Annotated in this window: 12 protein-coding genes and 1 pseudogene; all 13 read left to right on the top strand. The window is 56.8% G+C overall.

Translation table 11 applies throughout. From position 1 onward, the window contains the following. The first annotated feature begins 455 nt into the window (after nt 1-455). The 13 genes and pseudogenes from N2605_RS26390 to N2605_RS26330 all read left to right on the top strand — a co-directional run bounded on the left by N2605_RS26390 (nt 456) and on the right by N2605_RS26330 (nt 22,869). Nucleotides 456-1,797 (top strand): annotated as a pseudogene (locus N2605_RS26390) (IS5 family transposase). A 221-nt stretch (nt 1,798-2,018) separates the two neighbouring features. Next, nucleotides 2,019-3,206 (top strand): pimeloyl-CoA dehydrogenase large subunit, encoded by a 1,188-nt coding sequence (pimC, locus tag N2605_RS26385; protein ID WP_260343676.1) that lies wholly within the window; start codon nt 2,019-2,021, stop codon nt 3,204-3,206. A 52-nt stretch (nt 3,207-3,258) separates the two neighbouring features. Then, complete coding sequence (pimD, locus tag N2605_RS26380) at nt 3,259-4,401, top strand: pimeloyl-CoA dehydrogenase small subunit (RefSeq protein WP_260343675.1); 1,143 nt, start codon at nt 3,259-3,261, stop codon at nt 4,399-4,401. Nucleotides 4,402-5,884: 1,483 nt separating this feature from the next. After that, complete coding sequence (locus N2605_RS26375) at nt 5,885-7,165, top strand: MATE family efflux transporter (RefSeq protein ID WP_311735327.1); 1,281 nt, start codon at nt 5,885-5,887, stop codon at nt 7,163-7,165. Nucleotides 7,166-7,471: 306 nt separating this feature from the next. After that, nucleotides 7,472-8,605, top strand: a complete 1,134-nt coding sequence (locus tag N2605_RS26370; RefSeq protein ID WP_260343673.1) for a mandelate racemase/muconate lactonizing enzyme family protein — start codon at nt 7,472-7,474, stop codon at nt 8,603-8,605. Between the two features lie 941 nt (nt 8,606-9,546). Beyond that, complete coding sequence (locus N2605_RS26365) at nt 9,547-10,941, top strand: FAD-binding oxidoreductase (protein ID WP_260343672.1); 1,395 nt, start codon at nt 9,547-9,549, stop codon at nt 10,939-10,941. 530 nt (nt 10,942-11,471) lie between these two features. Then, entirely contained in the window at nt 11,472-12,320 is an 849-nt protein-coding gene (locus tag N2605_RS26360; protein ID WP_260343671.1) for an acyl-CoA thioesterase, read from the top strand. Nucleotides 12,321-13,072: 752 nt separating this feature from the next. Next, on the top strand, nt 13,073-15,508 hold the full coding sequence (locus N2605_RS26355) for a CaiB/BaiF CoA transferase family protein (RefSeq protein ID WP_260343670.1): 2,436 nt from the start codon (nt 13,073-13,075) through the stop codon (nt 15,506-15,508). Nucleotides 15,509-15,957: 449 nt separating this feature from the next. After that, complete coding sequence (ectB, locus tag N2605_RS26350; protein WP_260347496.1) at nt 15,958-17,220, top strand: diaminobutyrate--2-oxoglutarate transaminase; 1,263 nt, start codon at nt 15,958-15,960, stop codon at nt 17,218-17,220. A 31-nt stretch (nt 17,221-17,251) separates the two neighbouring features. Beyond that, nucleotides 17,252-18,142 carry a crotonase/enoyl-CoA hydratase family protein gene (locus tag N2605_RS26345; protein WP_260343669.1) on the top strand — a complete coding sequence of 297 codons (891 nt, stop codon included), beginning with the start codon at nt 17,252-17,254 and terminating at the stop codon, nt 18,140-18,142. 413 nt (nt 18,143-18,555) lie between these two features. Beyond that, nucleotides 18,556-19,248, top strand: coding sequence for a hypothetical protein (locus N2605_RS26340; protein ID WP_260343668.1), 693 nt, complete (start codon nt 18,556-18,558; stop codon nt 19,246-19,248). Nucleotides 19,249-19,583: 335 nt separating this feature from the next. Beyond that, the gene (locus tag N2605_RS26335) at nt 19,584-20,912 is read left to right on the top strand and encodes an aspartate aminotransferase family protein (RefSeq protein ID WP_260343667.1); all 1,329 of its coding nucleotides are present in this window, start codon (nt 19,584-19,586) and stop codon (nt 20,910-20,912) included. A 697-nt stretch (nt 20,913-21,609) separates the two neighbouring features. Next, nucleotides 21,610-22,869, top strand: a complete 1,260-nt coding sequence (locus tag N2605_RS26330; RefSeq protein ID WP_260343666.1) for an aminotransferase class I/II-fold pyridoxal phosphate-dependent enzyme — start codon at nt 21,610-21,612, stop codon at nt 22,867-22,869. Nucleotides 22,870-23,000: the final 131 nt, after the last annotated feature.

The raw sequence follows: 23,000 nt of genomic DNA, 5'->3' as shown, positions 1-23,000 counted from the left end.
CTCGATTGGCTTCTTCAATCCCCTCTGAGCCGCTCCCAAGATTAGGGAGGGCGAATTTGTTCCGGATGCGATTTGAAGACGACTGCGTTCCTCGGCGCTTGTCCATCATCACGCAAGCATGGTCACTGCGGCGAGGAAACCCAAGCCTCGGGTATGCGCGTCCATTCAGTCGACCGATCGCTCCGGCCATCAGCTGCGGCGGCCTCGAACCGTTTCGGCCCATTTGAGACTGGCCTGAATCTTATAAAGGAAAGCTAGTGGGTCACTGCAAATTGAATAACTCAAGTAGTCGTCCGTGAAGAGTGGCTAAGCGATTGAGCTAGAATCGCATTTGTCGTTGTGGACTGTTTTGCGTTTGCAGGGGTTTGATGCTTCGGGCGTCGGCACCTTGAAATTTCATTTTCAGGATTCCGTCGAATCGCCAACCATGATTCCGTATCGCATGGAGGGGGACGATGCGGCCGAAGAAGCATAAGACGACGGGATCGAACGATCTGTTCCGGGCCAGGCTGGACCAGATCATCAACATAAAGCACGAGCTGGTTCAACTCGCCGGCAGGGTCGATTGGGACTGGATCGACGGCGAGATCGCGCCGCTCTACAGCGAGAGCGGTCGACCGGAGATTGCGACCCGCGTCATGATCGGGCTGCTGCTGCTCAAGCACATTTACGGCCTGTCCGATGAGGGGGTGCGCGAGCGCTGGGTCCACGACCCATATTTCCAGTACTTCACCGGCGAAGAGTTCATCATGCGTTCCCGCACGAGCGCTCGGACCTGAGCCACTGGCGCAAGCGGCTCGGCGACAAGCTGGAGCTGCTGTTGGCCGAGAGCCTGCGGGTGGCGCACCAGGCCGGCGCGTTACGCAGCCAGGATCTCAAACGGGTCACGGTCGATACCACCGTGCAGCCGAAGGCCATCACCTTCCCGACCAATGCCAAGCTGCTGCACGCGGCCATCAAGGGGCTCAACCGCCTGGCGGAGGAAGCACGGGGTCAAGCTGCGGCAGTGCTATCTTCGCATTGCCAAGACCGCGGCGATGATGGCGGGACGCTACGCCCACGCCAAGCAATTCAAGCGGCATCAGCCGCAGTTGCGCATCCTGCGCAGCCGGTTGGCCGGATCATCCGCGATATCCGCCGCAAGATCGAAGCCAGGCCATGCCCGAGAACGCCTTCGCCCTCCCGCTCAGCCGGGCCTCCCAGATCCGCTCGCAGCAGCAGCGCCAGCGCGGCTGGAAGCTGTATTCCTTCGATGCTCCGGAGGCCGAGTGCATCGGCAAGGGTAAAGCAGCCGCGCCTTACGAGTTCGGCGTCAGAGCCTCCATCGTCACCAACAACCGCCGGGCTCCGGGCGGCCTGTTCGTGCTGCATGCCAGTGCGCTACCCGATAACCCGTACGACGGTCACACCTTGCGGGACGTCATCGACCACACCGAGACACTCACCGGCTGCGCGATCGAGCGGGCCTATGTCGACAAGGGATACCGCGGCCATGACGCACAAAATCCCCGCCGGGTCTTCATCTCCGGCCAGAAGCGCGGCGTCTTCGGGGTCATCAAGCGCGAGCTGCGCCGCCGCTCCGCCGTCGAACCCATCATCGGACACCCAAAGGCCGATGGTCACCTCGGCCGCTGCTACCTCAAAGGCCGCGCCGGCGATGCGGCCAACGTCATCCTCTCGGCCGTCGGCCACAACTTCCGCCGCATCCTCGCCTGGCTCAGAGAACTCTTGTGCCTCATCCTGCTACAGCTATGGCGCACGTTCGGCCATCCCGTCCCGCTCAATTCGCCTTCTTAACGGACGACCAAGTAAAGGGCCGCTCAACTTTGGCCGGTTTGTACCGGTCATACCACGGTTGTCGGATTCAACACGGGCGCCGTTTGCGGCTTGAACTCTCTTCAAAGTGAATCAGGCGCTTAACCCGCTTAAACTCGGTGGCACAACCATTGCTACAAAGGCGGGCGACACTGCTGGGAAAACAGGGTGAGGCGAGCCGGAATTGCACACTGGAGAATCCGATGAATCTCGCATTCACAGTTGAAGAGCTGGAATTTCGCGAGGAGGTGCGGCAGTTCCTCCACGATAACGTACCTGCGAAGTTGAGGCGCAAGCTCGTCGAAGGCTGGAAGCTGTCCAAAGACGAGATGATCGCCTGGTGGCGCACTCTTAACAAGAGAGGCTGGAGCGTTAGCCACTGGCCGGAGGAATATGGAGGCACGGGGTGGACCTCGGTGCAGCACTACATCTTCAGGGAGGAGCTTCAGATGTATCCGGCCCTAGCGCCGCTCGCCTTCGGCGTTTACATGGTTGGCCCGGTTATTTACACCTTCGGCAACGAAGCGCAGAAGAAGTACTATTTGCCGCGCATCGCCAACGTCGATGACTGGTGGTGCCAAGGCTTTTCTGAGCCTGGCTCCGGTTCCGACCTCGCGTCACTGAAGATGAAAGCCGAGCGCAAAAGAGACAGCTACATCATAAACGGCCAGAAAACCTGGACAACGTTAGCCCAATATGCCGACATGGTTTTCTGTCTCTGCCGCACAGATCCAACTGCCAAGAAGCAGGCCGGAATCTCCTTCATACTAGTCGACATGAAGAGCAAGGGTATCACCGTGCGCCCGATCCAAACTATCGACGGCGACTACGAGGTAAACGAGGTGTTCTTCGAGGGCGTAGAGGTGCCTGTGGAAAATCTTGTCGGGGAGGAGAACAAGGGATGGGATTACGCTAAATTCCTGCTTGCCAATGAGCGCATCGGCATCGCCCGTGTCGGCGTCTCCAAGGAGCGGATCCGTCGGATCAGGGAAGTTGCCTTGGCATTCGAGTCCTGCGGCCAGTCTGTGCTCACGGACCCCGTCTTCAGTCAGAAACTTGCCGCCTGTGAGATAGAACTGAAGGCCCTGGAGCTGACGCAGCTGCGGGTCGTCGCGGATGAAGGCAAGCATGGCAAGGGCAAGCCCAATCCGGTGTCTTCCGTGCTCAAGATCAAAGGCTCTGAGCTTCAACAGGCCACGACCGAGCTCCTAATGGAGGTGATCGGGCCCTTCGTCGCGCCTTTCGATGGGCATCGCGATTCTTGGAATGAAGAGAGCGATTGGACCACACAGATCGCACCGAGCTACTTCAACAACCGGAAGGTTTCGATTTACGGCGGGTCGAACGAAATCCAGCGTAACATCATTAGCAAAACCGTACTGCGGCTGTAGCGCCTCTTGAGCGGAAAAGGGGTAACCCAGGTTTGTCGCGAAGGGACCAAAAATGGAGTTCGATCTATCTGATGAGCAGCGGATCCTGAAGGAAAGCGTGGGCCGCCTTTTGGCGGATGTCTATCGTTTCGAGCAGCGGCATAAATACATGAAGGAGAAGGGCGGCTGGAGCCGAGCGATCTGGAGCCGCCTTGCCCAGCAAGGCCTGCTCGGCTTACCGTTTCTCGAAGCAGACGGCGGCTTCGGTGCCGGTGCCGTTGAGACGCTGATTGTCATGGAGGCTCTAGGACGCGCGCTAGTGCTCGAGCCCTATCTGGCGACAGTTGTGATCGGCGGCGGCTTCCTGCGCCATGGCGGCTCAGCAGCGCAAAAGGCTGCGCATATCCCCTCGATTGTGGACGGCAGCAAAACGTTTGCGTTTGCCCAGCTCGAGAAAAGCTCACGCTACGATTTGAACGACGTTGCCACCTCTGCGAAGAAGATGGGCAACGGATGGATTATCGATGGCGAAAAGCGAATCGTCATTAACGGCGAGAATGCGGACGCGCTCATTGTGACGGCGCGCACCCGTGGCGCGCGACGTGACAAATGCGGTGTTGGGGTCTTCCTGGTGCCTGCCACCGCCAAAGAAGTCTCCAAAAGGAGCTATCAAACCCAAGACGGCCTCCATGCTACTGATGTTGTTCTAAGTGGTGTCGAGATCGCTGCGGAGGCCGCGATCGGGGATGTTGACAACGGCCTGCCGCTGATCGAACGAGTTGTCGACGAGGCCCGCGCTGCTCTCTGCGCGGAAGCTGTCGGCCTTATGGACGAGTCTCTGAACATGACCATCGAATACCTGAAGGCTCGGGAGCAGTTCGGTGTGGCGATCGGGACTTTTCAAAGCCTGCAGCACCGCGCCGCCGACATGTTCGTCGCGCTTGAACAAGCGCGCTCAATGTCGATGTTTGCCACCATGGCCAGCAATTTCGATGACCCGGCCGAGCGGGCAAAATCGATGGCAGCGGCAAAAGTGCAGATCGGAAGAAGCGGAAAATTCATCGGCCAGCAATCGATTCAGCTGCATGGCGGCATCGGTATGACGATGGACGCCAAGATCGGACACTATTTTAAGCGGCTGACTATGATCGAGCACACCTTTGGCGATGCCGATTACCACCTGCGGCGCGTCAGTGAGAGCGGCGGGCTATTCTGATCTGTGTAGTGGCGAGGCAATAGCGACCCAACGGCATCGTGCGCGATCTCGTCCCGGTGTCGCGAAGCAGGCCGACCTGAGCGCCGACAAAGAGAGCTTTGCGTTTATGTCACAGGAGCACGCGGTCGACGTTCGCAATAAATCGCGCGGCGGAAGCGAGCAATAGCAGCTGCTTCCTGCGAGGATCCATCAGTACGCTCATGAACTCTCCAGTCGGCGTCACTTCGCGAATCCTCAGCGATCAATAGGATGCGATAATGCTCTAGCCTACAGCCGTGTGTAGACGCAACGCTTGCACTCAGTTCGATATCGGCATCAGTCAACCACCTATACGCAAGCATCCCGGCTTGATCATTCCTGCGATCTCATTTCTGTGATCACCCGACCATAAAAGATCTTCCTCCCGGCAGCCCTAGTGCTTTAGTGATATCTCGGAACGGGGCTTTTCCGCACCCACCACTTCCATATCGCCCGGTGCTCGACAGTTCCCTTAATCATTGTTTTCATCGAAAACCACGGACTTGGTCGGACCCGCAAACTTGGCCAATGCGCGCGCCCGCACATTGAATTCCAACATCAACATCGAGCATATCTCCGGAGAAACAGTCCGGAAATGTTGGCGCGCAAAACTTCTTCCTCGTTCCCTCGTATCACGCAACGAAAGTTCTTCGCCGGCGAACTAGGAGCGTTCGCACGCACGCGAACCTCACGCGGCAGGTGCTCGGCGGCGCCGGTGTCGAGGAGCAGTCGACCGCGACTGCGATGATCGTTTCCGGCATGCCAGCCTCGTCCGCGGAGATATCGGTGCTGTCACCTCGCGTGAAGCGGCTCGCCAGCACGAATACCGAGCACTGACATCGTCCTCTCCAGACAAATGCCGGAAGCAGAGCCCTGCTTCCGACATTTCGTTTGCTCGCACTCGCCGATCAGTATCTCGCCGTCATCGGCCCGTCAGCAATGGTAGGATTTCCCGCATGCTGTCGAGCTCAAGACATAGCGCTGGCACAAATTAAGCTTAAAACCTAAGGCTTCGGAGTTGGTACGAACCTTGAAGAGTAGAATTTATCCAGCACATTGCTTGTCCAGGTAGTTGCAGCGATGAATCCCAAAGCGACCGCCCTTCATGATCCATATGACGCCGATGATGCATCCATCCATCTCACCAGTGGGCGAACACGCCAGACGACATCAGCTAAACATCAGGTCCAAATGAATATGACTTGCCGCTGGGACCAAGGCACTCCGGGACCCCGTATCCGCCGGCCATTGCGTTTTGAGGGCGGAACTAGATGCTCCGGACGCTTCGCCGTGACTAAAGCAAGGCAGCATGATTTCCACTGAAAACACAGCCGAAACTAAGCCATTATCGTGTTCGCGACACGGACGTCTGCGACGGGTAGCTGGTCATCACTTTGCAATTGAGGTCAGCAAAATTGCTAGACTTGCGTTGCCAATAGTTTTGACGCAGCTTGGGCAGGTCGCGATGATCACGACAGACCTTGTCTTTATCGGGCGCATCGGGACCGAGGGGGTCGCCGCGGCAGCGCTGGCTGGCAGGATTTATTTCGTTAGCCTCATCTTCGGCATGGGTCTGCTGACAGCGAGCGCATCCTTTGCGGCGCAGGCGTTTGGAGCAGACAAACTAGGTCTGGTACGACGCTCGCTCCGCATGGGGCTGTGGCTGGCGGTTTTGCTATCCCTCCCCATCATCTTATTTCAGCTAGGCGGCGAAAAAATATTGATAGCTCTTGGCCAGCCATCGGACACATCACGGCTCGCACAGCAATATCTGTCTGGAGCGGCCTGGGGCGCGACGCCAGTGCTGTCATTTCTGGCAATCCGTACTTTCATGAGCGCGGTCAACCGACCCGAGCCAATTTTGTGGATCACGCTCATAGCAATCCCTCTGAACGCGCTGTTAGTCTATCTCCTGATGTATGGGAAGCTAGGCCTACCGCAATTGGAGCTGTTCGGCGCAGGACTTGCTACGACACTAGTGAACTGTCTGACGTGTGTGGCTGGGTTGTGGTGCGCCAAAATGTGTCGACCATTCCGCGACTACCACGTACTTGCGCAGCTCTGGCGCTTCGATTGGCCGTTGATGCGACAGTTGTTTGTAATCGGGATCCCGATCTCGGGCGCCCTTCTGCTGGAGTGCGGAATTTGGTCTTCGGCGCTGCTCTTGATAGGCTCAATTAGCAACAAGGCTCTTGCTGCCGCTCAGGTCGCATTTCAAGTTGGTGCGAATCTGTTCATGATCTCTTCCGGCATAGGCATGGCTGCAACCGTGCGCGTTGCCCATGCAGTCGGCCGCAACGACCGGCCCGGCATCAAGCGGGCAGGTGCGGCGGCGATGCTCTTCGGAATTCTGATCGTGGCCATGTTGATAGTTGCGGTGATTGCTGCGCGTTTTGAGATCGCCGCGCTCTTCCTCAGTAAATCGGTCGACGACCTTGACGCGACGATCGGACTCGCTGCCCGCCTGATTGTGGTCGGCGCAAGCGCGTTTATGTCTGCCACAGTGTACACCATTGCTTCGGGCGGCTTGCGGGGACTGAAGGACACGCGAGTGCCGCTTCTATTTTCCGGGATTGCGTATTGGCCGATCGGTCTTTCCGTTAGTTACCTACTTGGTTTAAGGAGCAGCCTTGGCGCGATTGGTGTCTGGATTGGGTTATCAACTGGGGCGGCAATCTACGCGATGCTTCTCGTTGTGCGTTTCCAGCTGCTGGCGAGCAGGCTCGCTCACCATAGCCGACGCTGAGCCGAGTGAACGGATGAGTTTCGATTATCGCACTTCAGACACTTTGAGGTGTGGACAGACAGGATGGTGCTGGAGCTCAGTATTCCGGTCGAGACCTACAAGTCTATCGTTCGAAATCGCAGTCTTCTTATGGAAAGGAATCGTCGGAGGCGCAGCCTTTATTGCGCAAAACTACAGACTGTGAAAGGCCTGCGAGACTTTACAGTGCAGGCGTGCCTTTTTACCTTTTCTTGTCCGCGCGTCTGAGTAGCGGTCTCGGTGCATTCGATGTCGAAGGGGAGCTCCCTTTCAATAATAGGACAACCAATGAAGATCACTGGCATACGCACCCACATTCTCAAAGCCAAGCTGTCGAGGCCTTTTGGCTCCTCACGCGCTTGGTATAATACCCGCACCGCAATGCTGGTCGAGATTGAGACCGACCAGGGTATCGTGGGTTGGGGAGAATGCTACGGGCCGGCACGGATGACCGCAGCCGTGGTCGATAACGTCGCCTCATGGCTGATCGGCCAGGATCCGCTGTCTACCGAGTACCTGTGGCAGATGATCTACGCGGGCTTGCGCGATCATGGCCAAAAAGGTGTCGTTATTCAAGGCTTGAGCGGCATTGATATCGCGCTTTGGGATATCAAGGGCAAGCATTTCGGGGAGCCTGTGCAACAGCTACTCGGTGGCGCGCACCGTGCGGAGCTTGCTGCATACGCGACTGGCCTGCTCAGGCGAAAAGCGGAGGATCCGAAGCGCTATCTCGCTGAGGAGGCCGCGGGCTATGTCGCTGAAGGATTTTCAGCGGTGAAACTCAAGGTTGGCTTCGGTGTGGAGGAGGATGCCCTGGCTACGGCCGTTGTGCGGGAAGCAATTGGCCCATCTGTGAAGTTGATGGTAGATGCAAATCACGCCTACGATAGCGTGGCCGCGATCCGTCTGGGGCGCCTCATCGAAAAGTACGACATTGCTTGGTTCGAGGAGCCAGTGCCGCCAGAGGACATTGCGGGATACCGAGCCGTGAAGGCGGCACTCTCGATCCCGATCGCCGGTGGAGAATGCGAGTTCACCCGCTTTGGCTTTCGCGAGCTATTCGTATCGCACGCGCTCGATATTGCACAGCCGGATACTTGCGCCGCGGGCGGACTTTCCGAATGCAAGAAGATCGCCGACATGGCGGAAGCGTTCGGAATTCGCTTCAACCCACATGTCTGGGGTACCGGCATCGCGATAGCTGCGTCGCTGCATCTGCTCGCCGTTTCGCCTTCCCATACAACGCCGTCACTCAAACCGATCGCGCCGCTCCTGGAATTCGACCGGACCGAATATCCGATCCGACAGGCCATTCTCACCGAGCCGATAGAGCACACCCGGGGCATCGTCCGCGTACCCCAAGGGGCAGGGCTTGGCGTCGAAATCGACCGCAAGGCACTTGCGCGATTCGCGGTGCATTGATTACCGGACTTGGCCAGCCGGGACACGCGGTTGCGCAAAAACGAGTGTGCTTTGCCGCGTTCGAGTCAAAGGTGAGCCTTGCGGAAAGCGAGACGTCACCAAAACATATTCAAAGGAGTAACCGGCGAGCAAATGCGAGACTGTTAGAGCTTTCCCCTGCTCAAATCAATTCAAGGTAGAAAGGTTTTGCAAAGTGGCGGCGCTCGCACATCGCTGTCCGACAGGGCAACAGGATAGGCGCACCCACGTATTCTGTCCCGAGTTCCAGAAGGGCGTGAAGCAAGCTTGGTGCTCCATCGCATCGGACGAGAAGCGGCGACGTCGCTTCTCCCAAGGCTGTGGAGCAATGGAGGCCGGTATGGATTCCTGTCCCAGCAAACCCACGAGCGGACGCTTGAAAGGGATTTATCCGACCAGCTGCGATCGCTACTGACGTTCAAGATGGTCCGCCATCCGCCTGTCAGGTGATCTTGGTGTTGTGTGGATATCGGAGGAGCGCGCTGGATGCAGGTTGAGTCAATCCGCATGCTCGACAGCGCACCTCTTGATCCCTCGTTCGGACGCGCGGACCGGTGAGTCTTCGGAGGAGGGCATACCGACGTTTTGAGCTGATTGGCAACGCTCCTCTTGGTTGAACGTGGGTCAGTCAGATACAAAACCACTCGTGCCACCGCGTCTTGACGCGCTGTTTCGAAGGCATCAGACCGCGACGATGTATTTCCCACGAGCGTGGAAGTCGGGAAGAATGAAGCTTTGAACGCTGCATAGTGTGCAGGTCACGAGGCGCAAAAGCGAATCGTCTGACCACTCACCCGATACGACGCCGTGAATTGAGCCTCTAATGCGTTAGTTTTCGCGCCAGTTCACAACTACAGATGTTAGTAGTTCACCACAAGACCGATCCGAAGTATCGGTCCTCAGGAAACTTTGCGTAAGGTAACATGGCTCACGGCTTCATTGATCAACTGGGCAAGATGCTTGACAAGAGTTCGGTGCTGGCCGGCGCTGACATCGACGAGCGCTATCACCGCGATCTGGCCGGTAAAGCGGTGGCGAAGCCGCTAGCGGTCGTCCGTCCTCGGACCACGGAGCAAGTTTCGGACGTTCTTCGGCTCTGCCACCACGAAAAAGTACCGCTTACGACGCAGGGCGGTATGACAGGCTTGGTGCGTGGCGCAATGCCTAACGCTAATGAAATCGTCTTGTCGATGGAGCGCATGAATGCGGTCGAGGAGGTGGACGCGTCGGCAAGCGTCGCTATCGCACAAGCCGGCGCGCCGCTCGACAGGATCCAGGAGCGAGTAGAGCGAGAAGGCTACATTTTTCCTCTTGATCTCGGCGCGCGGGGGAGTTGCACCATCGGTGGAAACATTTCGACCAACGCTGGCGGCAACCGAGTAATTCGCTATGGCATGACGCGCGACTTGATACTCGGCCTCGAAGTTGTTACGGCCGACGGCACCGTCCTACATGGTTTGCGAAAGTACCTCAAGAACAACACAGGGATCGACCTGAAGCATCTTTTTATTGGCAGCGAAGGCGTTCTTGGTGTGGTAACGCGAGCAGTGCTGCGCATCGTTCCAGCACCGACCGAGCAGCAAGTGATGCTGTGCGCTATGGATTCCTTTGCGAAAGTCTCTGCATTGTTGGGCATGGCGCGTCAACGTCTCGGTGGAGAACTGACCGCCTTCGAGGCCATGTGGAATGAGTACTACCGCCTGACGGTCGAGCGCGTAAATGGCGTGGTTAGTCCGCTGCCAACCCATCATCCCTTCTATGTCCTGCTCGAAGCTTCCGGTAACAAGGCTGCCAGAATCCATGTCGATCTCGAAGAGCTGCTTGAGGCCGCGATAGGCAAAAGCATGATCATCGACGCGACGGTCTCAAATTCGAAAGCATCAGCAGCAGCGATGTGGCGTATCCGCGATTCCACGCTCGAACTTAGTCGATCCTTTCCCTATGGCTCACGTATCGGTTTCGACGTCAGTCTTCCGATCTGCCGCATGGATGAGTATGCGAAGATGGTTCGCACGCGCATCAAGGCGATCGACGTCCAGGCGTTCGCGATCGTTTTCGGTCACGCCGCTGATGGTAACTTACATTTAGAAGTACATCACGAACACACGCCTGATAGGCGGGAGGATTTCGAAAAGCTCGTCTATCAGATTACCGGAGAATTCGGGGGCATGATCTCGGCTGAACACGGTATCGGTGTCCTGAAGCGGCCATACCTGAAGATCAGCAGGACGCAGGAGGAAATCGAAACAATGCGTACGCTCAAGCGGGCGCTCGATCCGAATAACATTCTGAACCCCGGGCGGATCTTCACACTGTGACAGGGTGGTCCTATCTGGAGCTGCTGCGCAGCTTCATGGTTGTGTGATCGGTTCGATTTTTAATCTCCCCAGTGAATTGAAGAGCGATCGATTTGTCCGCAAGTATGCTCTTCGGCGAGAGGCACATGCCGGTTTTACGCTTGTCTCCCATGTGGCTATGCCCGCGCTTGCAATTGGTTAAACTTACAGAAATTGGCTGCCGAAACCTGTCCAGAAGGTCGCTGAATCTATGCATATCGAAGCCATAGACCGCCCACGCAACTTGAGAGATCAATGGGTTACTGATGCGTTCAGTCGGAGAAGAGCGGCTGGACAACAAATGGCAGCAGATCATGGCGGCCATACGAAGGTGGGGACGCTTGGGCCACGTTCCCACTACATGCAAGTTGACACGATGGCACGGAGCGATATCGCGATCGTGGACTTGCGGTCCGTGTCTTCGCTCGTCCCGGCAGCCGGATGTGAACGAGATCATCGATGGGCGCGCATCATGAATCGCTTGGAACGATCAGGAAAATATTGGTCCTTCAATGTCCATAACCCAAATTGAGCTTCCTGCTATTCTCGACCTCGAACAGCTCGATCCTAGTCTGTTCCGTGGCAGCGTTCTAAATACCAGCTCGCAACGGGTGTTCGGGGGGCAGCTGATCGGGCAGGCGATGATGGCGGCATGCCGCACGGTGAAAGACCGGCTACCGCATTCGCTGCACGGCCATTTTATTAAGGCCGGCGATCCCAAGGTGTCGATCATCTACCAGGTAGAAGCCCTGCTCAACGATGAGAGCTATTCGAGCCGGCGCGTCACCGCAATCCAATGCAGTGAGATGATATTCTCCGTTATGGCGTCGTTTCAAGCTGAAGAACAGGGCGCGTTCGACCATCAGGGTACCATGCCAGACGTGCCGTTCCCGGATGAAATCACATCTGAAAAGCTTGCCAATCAGCCTATGTTTGTAGAGACGCCTGAATTCATTCGCCGTCATTATGGGATTGAGTTACTCGCGGTTGAGACCGGGCGCTACTTCGGGCACAAGTTTGAAGATGGCCGTATCCACGCCTGGATCAAGACATCCGCGAAGCTGCCGGATGATCCGGTGTTGCATATATGCGCGCTGGCCTATGCCTCCGATTACTCGTTACTTGACTCAGTGACCGCGCGTTATGGCCGCAAGCCATTCGATAGGCGGATGATCCCTGCTAGCCTCGATCACGCTATGTGGTTTCATCGGGGGTTCCGCGCCGACGACTGGCTGCTCTACGCGCATGATTCTCCGAGTGCTGAGGGGGGGCGCGGCATTACCAGAGGATTGATCTTTAGGCCAGACGGCACGCTGGCGGCATCCGTGGCCCAAGAAGGGTCAGTTCGCGAGCGACCTTGAGCTGCATTAGCAGACACGCAATTAGTGTTCACCGACCCCGTCGTCAAACGGTTGCGCGAGGGACCGGTCTGGAGAGAACGGCGCTGTTTGAGAATGGTGCGCTTGCTCAAGTGTTGCCGCGCTCGTGGCGAAGGAGATATCGCGAAAGGCGATCCCCTCCCTCCTTTAGATTGGCCGGAAAAGTACCAGTCTGCCCGCCGAAGCTGTAGCGGATAGTGAAGGTTCACAAAGTGCCGAGGCCATGCACAGTTTACCCGCAGTGCGCGCGGAAAATCGCACGCTTCACAGCGCCCCGTGCGTAGAGAGAACCACGGTAGGCGGCAGGAACATGTATATGTGGTCGCGACTAAACGCGTGCGGCGAAGCGAAGCCTCTTTCAAATCAATGTAGTCGGATCACCGCGCGATCGTTGCGTCCTGAACCTTATCTGATTTGGTAGCTGTCCGAGCACTGAAGCCAGTGGTTTAGTCATTGCCGCGAACCATTGAGTATGCGTTGTAGCAAGAACATCGGGCCGGCGTGCGGCTTCTGCTCAGGGGGATTTACTGGGAGAAGGTAGGCGGAGATCTCTCCGCAAAGGACGCCGGTGATAGCTTACGAGCGGGAACGTCATTGATCTCACATGTATCAGTCGTCGTTCGTGTTCTGAGGGACCGCCAGTCCACCAGTGAACAACAGGCGGGGCCGCGATCTTGGTAAGCTGCGACCGGCCGCGTCCACAGCATCAGCATGACTTGGAAATAGAGTCCTCGATGGAAGTCTTATCGCATCTGAGGGTCGTGGAGATCGGTAGCTCGGCGGCGACCAGCTATTGCGCCCGGTTATTCGCCGATTTCGGCGCCGATGTTCAAAAGGTCGAACCGCCGGCGGGTGATCCACTTCGCCAAGACGCGCCTCTTACGCCTGGTGGGCAGAGCGCATGGTTTGCATTCTTGAATTTCAACAAGTCGAGCGTTGTCCTTGATCCTACGGACCCAGACGCGATCACATGGCTGTCGGAATTGATAGACGATTGTGACATTTTGATCGATGGACGCGATGTTGATGCCGCTGACTGCCCGGCCATTGATATTGGTACCATCCGGCAACGACGCTCCGGCTTAATCTATCTCGCGGCCAGCTGGTTCGGGGGGCAAGGGCCATATGCGAGATTTGCCGCAACTGATTCAACGGTGCGCGCACTCGCTGGTCTGGTAAAGCTGGTCGGACCGACCGAAGGCCCGCCTTCGCACGCACCGGATTTTCAGACGGGTATCGTTGCTGGTCTATGGGGCTTCATCGCGGCGGCGTCTTCGGCGGTTGCTCGAATGCAGGGCGGGGCGGGGAGGTCGTGGTCACTTAATATTTTCGAAGCCATGATCGCTCCGACCGAGTACCTGATGTTCGACGCGTTTGCGCGCGGCGACGTGATGCGTCGGATCGGGATTAATCGCTTTTGGCCAAACTTTCCGGTCGGCATCTATGAAACCAAAAAAGGTTGGCTCGGCGTTTCAGCGGTTACTCCAAAACAGTGGCGCAAATTCTGCGAATTGCTTGGTCTATCTGAGCTACGCGACCATCCAGATTTAGTGTCCAACGAAGGTCGTTTGCAAAACATGGATCATATCGACCGACACGTTATTCCGAGACTGAAAACGCGGACGGCCCAGGAATGGTTTGCGGAAGGACTGAAACGCAAACTTCCACTGGTCCCAGTGCCTCAATTGTCAGATTTGCTCCAGGATGCAGAAAAGATAGCGAGCGGTGCAATCGTGCGCGTTCGACTTGGGCAAGAAGAGGGGTGCACAGTCGGCTCGATGCAGCGGTTGACATTGACGCCACCACGTCCGGGAGGGCAGGTTCCAGGCGTAGGGGAACAGCAGCGTCGCCGTAGTGTGCGAACGGCCGAGCGGACTATTCCGCGATCCTTGGCGGGCTGCATCGATGGCTACCGGTTGCCTATGCAAGGGATCCGCGTGGTGGACTTCACGATGGGCTGGGCAGGGCCATTATGTACGCGCACACTGGCTGATCTTGGTGCGGATGTCATCAAGATCGAAGCGATCCAATATCCGGATTGGTGGCGCGGCGTTGACAGGCCCCCTGGCTACTTTGAAGATCGGATGTACGAAAGGGCGCCCTGCTTCTGCATTATGAACCGCAACAAGCGCGGCATGACGCTGGATCTGAAGCAGCCGGAAGGACTTGCCCTTGCCAAGCGGTTACTGGCAAAAGCTGATATCGCCGTCGGCAACTATTCAGTCGACGTGTTGCCGAAGCTGGGGCTTGGCTACGACGTGCTCAGGGCCCTCAACCCTCGGCTAGTCATGATGTCGATGTCAGCCTTCGGGTCTTACAGCGTCCATCGCGATTGTCGGGCGTACGGCTCAACCCTTGAGCAGGGCTCGGGGCTTCCGGGCGTGGTCGGAGACGCGGGTGGACTGCCCGTCATGAGCCACATCGCTTTCGGTGATCCCGTTGGCGGGTTGAATGGTTGCGCTGCAGTTTTGGTTGCGTTGATTCACGCGCGCAAGACCGGGAAAGGCCAATTCATTGATCTGGCGCAAGTCGAGTGCATGATGCCGTTCATTGCACCATGGATCACCGTGCACTCCATCGATGGCATGCCGCCGCCCAGATATGGAAATCGTCATCCACAGCACGTCCCACACGGCTGTTTCCGATGTGCGGGTGAGGACAAGTGGATCATGGTAGCGGCTACCGACGCGGACATGTGGCAGAGACTTGCCACCATTATTGGCAGGCCGGACTGGGCCAAGGACCCGTCTCTGAACTCACCCGAAGCCCGCCGCGCCATCGAGGATGATATCGAGAGAGGCATCGAAGCCTGGACGCTCGCCCGCGATGCGGATCAGGCCATGTGTGAGTTGCAAGCGGTAGGGGTTGCCGCCGGCGCTGCCCGCCTTCCAATTGATATACTCAAGGACCCGCATCTCAGCCCGCGCGCATTTCTGCAGGAAGTGAATCGCGCCTTCGTCGGGCTGCACCCGCAGCCGTCGATGCCAATTCGTGAGGGCGCGACACCGTATCCGATCCGTACGGCGGCGCCAACTCTCGGACAACACAACGTAGAAATCCTATCAGGACTTCTCGGGCTCTCCGATGCGGAGATCGAGCAATTGGCTAAGGATCACATCATTGGCACATCGATGCTTTCCGAGGCGGCCCCCCGTACTGAGGCGAATTGAAAGACCCGGCGGTGTTCACAAGTGACAGACACTGTTGCTGGAAGTACACGCATTCCGAAAACGATTTCGTACGCTGCTCTTGAGCGGTAGCTGTCGGAACAGGACCACCAGATTGAACCGTCCATGCCGGGCAAAGTTGGCCGGCAATTGCTGACATGACACCGTTTTGAAGAAGGTCCGCGAGCAGCAACTCTCGGCGAGGGAGCATGTCTGTCATCAGACCCTATCGCCTCCGACGTTTGAAGCATCTTCAAGCAAGTGGACTTATGACCCGGTAAGTCACGGCCACTACAAGTCCTGGTAGCTTCATCGTTGTCCTGTCTCAGGTAATGAGTTGAGAGAAATGCAGCGAGAAAGCGCAATCGCGCATAGTTAAGCGTGCTGTTCTTCTAACCGCTCGCTTGTCGGAGGAGCGACGCATGACCGGAGCGATAATCGAGTCACGCAACATGCAAACTCTAGAAGCGCTTGAATCCGGCGTGCGCATGTATTCACGTTCCTTTCCAGCCGTTTTCTGCCGGGCATGCGGCTCAATCATGCTGACGGAGGATGGCCGAAAGGTCATTGACTTCCTCTGCGGTGCCGGAACCCTTAACTACGGTCATAACAATCGTCGGTTCAAAGCTGCCATCGCCGACTATCTGGCCTCGGATGCCGTCGTCCACGCGCTAGACATGGCTACGCCAGCGAAGCTCGAGTTCATGGAGACCTTCAACTCCGTCATACTTCAGAGGCGGAATCTGCAATACCGCTTCCAATTCACAGGGCCAACCGGCGCAAATGCGATCGAGGCGGCAATAAAGCTCTCCCGCAAAGTCACAGGACGTCAAAACATAATCTCTTTCACCAACGGCTATCATGGCATGAGCTTGGGAGCGATCGCCGCGAGCGGTAATCGCTATTATCGCGCCGCCAGCGGCGTCTCCTTGTCGGGCGCAACTTTCATGCCCTACGATGGTTACCTTGGGCCAGACGCTGACGCGGCCGGCCATTTGCAAAAGCTGTTAGGAGACGAGAGCAGTGGCGTCGATTATCCTGCCGCCATTCTCCTCGAAACGGTTCAGGGTGAGGGGGGCATAAACGTAGCCCGCAAAGAGTGGCTGCAATCGATCCAAGCCATCGCAAAGAACGCAGGCGCGCTGCTCATTATTGACGACATCCAGATGGGCTGTGGCCGCACAGGCGAGTTTTTTAGCTTCGAGTTCGCCGACTTGGCGCCCGATATTGTTGTTTTGTCGAAATCGCTGAGTGGATTCGGTCTGCCCTTGTCCATGTTGTTGATCAAGGAGGAGTGTGACGCCTGGCAGCCGGGAGAGCACACCGGCACGTTTCGAGGAAACAATCTGGCGTTGGTATCCGCAACGGCAGCGCTAGACCTCTACTGGCGGGACGACATCTTCGCACAGGGTGTTCATCGAACGGGAGAAGTTATGCGCCATAGGCTTGAGTCTATAGCAGCCCAGTATGGAAACGGATTCTCCGTTCGTGGGCGCGGAATGGCCTTTGGGTTTGATTGCGGAGCGCCCGAGCTTGCCGCAACTACGGCACGGAGGGCATTTGAGAAAGGATTGATGGTCGAACGATGTGGACCTGTCGATCAGGTTATCAAGTTCCTGCCCGCACTCACGATCGACTCTGAAACACTCAATGATGGTCTTGAGATATTCGAGCATTCTTTGGACGAAGCGTTAAAACAAACGAGGCCTTCGTAAAACTGCGTGTTCAACAGGTGAAAGGATTGCTATGGCGTACGAGACGATCAAGTATGAGGTTTCCGAGCAAATCCTCACGATTACGTTGAACCGTCCCGAGAAGCTCAATGCGTGCAACTCCGTTATGGAGCGCGAAATTGTGGATGCCTTCGATCGCGCCGACGGAGACAATGACGTCCTTGCGATTATCGTGACCGGCGAAGGCCGTGCCTTCTGCGCGGGCGCTGACCTTTCACTAGGAGCCGACACGTTCGATCGTGACGTACGGCGCGGGCCGGTGAAGCGGTTGCCCAATGGAAAGGTTGACTACAGCGACCCCTCGGTCAGTGACGGCGGCGGAAAAATTGCGATGCGGATCTTCAGGTGTTTGAAGCCTGTAATCGCTGCTGTGAACGGGCCTGCCGTCGGTATGGGCCTCACCATGCAGCTTGCGATGGATATTCGGATCGCGTCCCACGCCGCACGCTTTGGCTTTGTGTTCTCCCAGCGTGGCTTGGTGTCAGAAGGTGCCTCTAGCTGGTTTTTGCCGCGCGTCGTCGGCATCGCGCAGGCACTCGAGTGGTCTTACACCGGGCGAATATTTACAGCGAACGAGGCGCTCGCCGGCCGGCTGATTAGCAAGATCGTGCGTGCCGATCGGCTATTGCCAACCGCGCGTGCTCTCGCCCACGAGATCGTGGATAAGACCTCGCCGGTATCGATCACGATGATCCGGCAGCTGATGTGGCGGATGTTGGGCGCCGATGATCCTATGGAAGCACATAAGATCGAAAGCCGCAGCATGTACGCGCGAGGTCGCTCCGCCGACGCCAAGGAAGGCGTTGTGGCGTTCCTGGAGAAGCGGCCGGCGGTGTTTAAAGATCGAGTACCGGCCGATCTGCCGGACTTCTTTCCCTGGTGGAAGGAGCGGGAATACGAATAAGTGATTGTATTTCGGCGTTCGGCCGGCGCCTCGCAGACTCAACAAAGTAGTCCAACAAGAAGAGCAGGACAGCGGTGGCCTTCCTTTGGCTGGCAGCTGAGAGCGCCGTAATTGATCGACGTTTAATTCAGCTGGCTCCCACAGCGCATCAACGGGAAAGCCGTTTTAGAGAAGGAAGTCTTGTAGCATCTGCGAGTCTAGCTCCCGACTGGAGTGTTCTCACATAGCAGGATTGATGCAATTGGAAAACCTGCAACTCATGTCCGTGGTCGCCTGATGTTGGTTGTACCGAGTCAATTCCCGTTCTCCCTTGTCCTCACCGGAGTTGGTAGTGGCCTGCTCCGCGGCCAACCTGTACCTTGTACATGCCGCTCCGACTGTGAGGCGACTGATCAGGACGGGATAAGTTGCAGATGAAGCGAGTAGTTAATCCTTTGAACGTTTCGCGCTTCCTTCGAAGATATGACGAGGCCGCCGCTCAGAAAGGGATCAAGCTTTCGATAGGATTCGATTTTCACAAGTACCTATCAATTACAAAGGTGCTTGCGACTAAAGTGCCGACATATCCGACGTTCCGCCCGGATCGCTCGCCCATTGAAAAAGGGGAGGGATATTGGATGATCGGCCTCGATAAAAACAATGAAGCCGTGCTTGTGCAGGCGGCACGCCTGTATGATCTGTCGCAAAGCAATTTTGCGGAGCATCTTGAATCCTTAAGGGTATTCTATGGCGATCCTGCGACACAGGCGCACCCTCAAGATCGTTGTAGTTGCACCGCACCAAGTGCGAGGAAGATCAACGGAAAAGTCGCGTACCACGGGGATTTCTGGTTGCGCAAAGATTTTCGAGGACAGGGCATGCCAGAGATCATGGCTGCAGTGCTGCGTGGTGTGTCGTTCTCGATGTGGGCTCCTGATTTCGTCGTTGGACTTCCAGAGCGCTGGTTACTCTCCAAGGGCGTTCTTGCGCAATACGGACATTTGCATTGGGAGGCAGGCGGATCGGTACTGCATCTGGTAGAGGAGAATATTGTAGCCGATGATCTCATTGCCTGGCTAACTGGTGACGAGTTGCAATTTCTTGTTAATCGCGACGAGAGAAGTTAGGTGGCGTTTTGCGCGTGAGTATCGGCAGCAATCCTAAACAAAGGGAATAAGTCGCGCTAGCAGTGTGCATATCAACGCTCCGGCTTATACCAGGCAGGCATATGAAAATGTCAGCGATTCGCCAGTCAAGGGAGAAGTGTCGGCGCCTGGCAGGACGGCCGACTAGTAAGCATATCTGGCCAAGGGCGGCAGGGGATAGAGCGGCTGGACTCGCGAATTGAATACCAGTGCTCTGAGGCACTCGCAATTTGCGGAGGCGAGAGGCTGCTGGATCAAGGTGAGCACTTGGTCTCAGTCGATTGATAGCGGGAAATAGCGTATCGGTGAGGTTCGATATGGTGGGATCCAAAGTTGGGCGAAAATCCAAAGATCATTTCGCTCGCGCGCGGCGGGTCTTCCCTGACGGTACGTCGCGAGTGACGGTCGAGCGGAATCCGGAGCCGCTATACATCGAACGCGGCATAGGTAGCTATCTGTTCGATGTCGACGATAACCGCTTTCTCGATCTCAATGGTAACTTTACGGCGCTAATCCACGGTCACGCGTTTGCGCCCGTGGTGGAAGCGCTGACGCGCCAAGTTCAGCGCGGTACTTGTTTCGCAAATCCGAACGAGAGCGAGATCGAGCTAGCCGAATTACTTTGTCACCGTATTCCTCGCGTCGAGCGGGTGCGCTTTGTCAACACCGGAACGGAGGCCGTGCTGTTCGCGATCAAAGCTGCGCGTGCCTTCACCGGTCGCTCAAAGGTCGCCAAGCTCGAGGGCGCGTATCATGGCGCTTACGATTGGGCTGAGGTGAGCGTCGCGGCAACCCCGGACAATTGGGGTGATGCCGCGGCGCCTAGGTCGACCGCGTTCTATCGCGGTATGCCCGCGAGCGTGCTGGATGAGGTCGTTGTACTTCGGTTTAATGACACGGAGAACGCCCGCCAATTACTGTCCTTTCATGGGCACAGCCTTGCTGCGGTCATTTTAGATCCGATGCCAAGCCGCGGTGGTCTTACTGCGCCCAAGCCCGAATTCATTGCCGCGGTACAGGATACGGCCCGCAAGAACGGTGTTCTGGTCATCGCGGATGAGGTTTTAAATCTCCGGCAGAGCTTCCGAGGTGCTTCCGCCTTGTACGGCCTTGTTCCGGACCTCATCACCATGGGGAAAATCATCGGTGGTGGTTTGCCAATTGGAGCAATAGGAGGGCGCGAAGAGGTAATGCGAGTATTCGACGCCTCAGCGGGGCGGCCTCTGCTTCCGCAAGGCGGAACATTTTCCGCCAATCCACTGTCCATAACAGCCGGTCTTGCCGCAATGAAGCATCTGGATCATGCGGCCTTCGCAAAGCTTGACGAGCTCGGGCATGTTGTTCGGGACGGGGTTGCCCGAGCCATCTCAAAGCGGAGGGCGCCGCTCTGCATCACTGGAGCCGCCTCTCTCTTTCGCATTCATCCGATGGCAGTGGCTCCGAGAGACAATCGCGAAGCCTATCTCTCGTCCGGCCGACTAAAACTCATGAAGCAGCTTGGCGACTTCTTTGTCGAAAACGGCGTTATGTTCCCGCATAGCACCGCAGCTTCAATGTCGACAGCCATGACCCAAGCTGACGCTGAGCTCGTGGTCGATGTATTTGGAGGCTTTCTCGACCGCCATCGAGAGTGCTGGACAGCATAGGGGAATACTCGTGACTCCAGCGAAAGAAAGGACGAGATGTCTGCCGCCTGGTGAGTGATGCCGCGGACAACGCCCATTGTGAGCACTTATGGATTGCTGAACGGTAGCAGTCACTCTTGAGCGCGAAGGACGGCAGTGAAGGACGGCTCTGAGAGCATGGCTATGTGTTTGCACATCGGAATGGCCTCGCGGCGAACCCTGTGGCCGCAAGCGGCTAAGATCTGTAGACGTGCGCTGGATGCTTGATGTTAGGGTATCTGAAAAGAAAGCTAGTGCATACGCACGTGACGGTCAGCGCCTTTCTGGCTGCCTCGATTCGTGTGCTCGCGATACGATAGTCTGTTCTCCAGTAGACTCTGCGGCCGGTCGGCGACACCGCAAAGCTGCATCTCACAAGACGTCCCCAGCCACTAGAAGAGCTAACTTGCAGGTGAGTCCCATTCGCCTCAAAAAGAAGAGGCCAACGACTTGCTAGCTCATCCTCAACGCAGCTGCTTATTCGCATTCGTGAACAGCAAGCCCCCTTTGATCTAGTAGCTGCCAACCCGACTTGCCGTCTGTAAGTTCGCTCCAGCTTATAAGGTCCGACAAGGCCTTTCTCCATTGCTTAGAGAGGTCCGTCGGGACGTCGCCACGCCGCGCACTGCATTAAGTTGGCAGCCTGGAGCGCACGCCTGCAGAATGATTGGAGAACGACATGAGACGGCAGATCGGGCCTCCTGAGGGTGCTCGTCCGAAACGACACTTTCGGAACACTGCGTATGTCATCAACAAGAGCAGGCCCTTTTTTGATGCAGCTCATACCGCCGGTCTCATGGCTGTTCACGGACGTTCTACGGCTGGACGCACGTTTGCTCTAGGCACAGGTCCACTTGATGATCGACGGCAGATCATTGATTTTGTGCGGTGTTCCTACCTTGGGCTGGACAATCATCCCGTGATTGTATCTGGAGCGATCGAGGCAATAGAGGCGCACCGATCGTTACACTGGTCTTGCGCGCGAACCCGACTCAATTTCGATTTCTTGGCGAAGCTCGAGGTCAATCTGTCGGACATGTTCCGCGCGCGTGTGATCGCCTTTTCGACCGTCATGCTCGCCAATTTGGGCGCCATGCCAATTCTCGCTTCTGGCGTTTTGACAGGAGGCGCGAAGCCGGTTGTCGCGTTTGATCGTCACGCGCATCTCTCGCTTGCCTATCACAAGCCCGTGGTCGCGGATGAAACGCGAGTGGAAACCATTGCGCACAATGATATAGAAGCTCTTGAATCGTTGTGCCGCAAGCATCCGGTAGTCGCCTATGTCTGCGATGGTGTTTATTCGATGGGTGGAAACGCGCCCATCAAGGAGCTGCGCGAGCTCCAGGAGCGTTATAACCTCTTTCTATATATCGACGATGCACACGGCATATCGCTGTTCGGAAGCCAAGGCGAAGGATTTGCGCGCACTCAGTTTCCGGAAGTTTTGGGTGATCGCACAATCATAGCGGCCTCGCTTGCCAAGGGATTTGGAGCATCCGGCGGCATGTTGATGTTGGGAACGGCCGAGCAAGAAGCTCTGTTTCGACGTTACTCTATTCCTTACGCATTCTCCGTGGCACCAAATTTGGCAGCAGTTGGTGCGGCGCTAGGCTCGTGTAAGATCCATCGCTCAGCAGAACTTGGCGAACGGCAGAGGCAGCTGGGGCAACGAATCAAGGTGTTTGATGGTCGGATCGCTACGATCGAGCAAGGCAGTTCACTTCCAATTCGAATGGTTTCTATAGGATCGGAAGCTAAGGCGGTTGCGGTGGCACGAGAGCTGCTCGACGCTGGCTTTTACACCTCGGTGATATTCTTTCCAACCGTGGCCCAAGGAAATGCAGGCGTTCGAGTGTGCGTTACGGCAGATCACGATGTTGGCGACATAGAACGGCTGTGTGACTGCATTTTGGACAGGGTCCCGGCGGCCGCGTCGTAATGACCGCCCCTTGCCTAAACGCCACAAAGCCGGGCAGCGGCAACAAGGTACATCTGGTGGGGTGCGCGGCGGACATGAGAGTCGTTCTGTTAGTGGACACTACGCGTCTTTCGGGCGCCATCTCCGCTAAC

Source organism: Bradyrhizobium yuanmingense, assembly GCF_025200905.1.
GTDB classification, from domain to species: Bacteria; Pseudomonadota; Alphaproteobacteria; order Rhizobiales; family Xanthobacteraceae; genus Bradyrhizobium; species Bradyrhizobium yuanmingense.
This window is presented reverse-complemented; position numbering and strand designations above follow the sequence as displayed.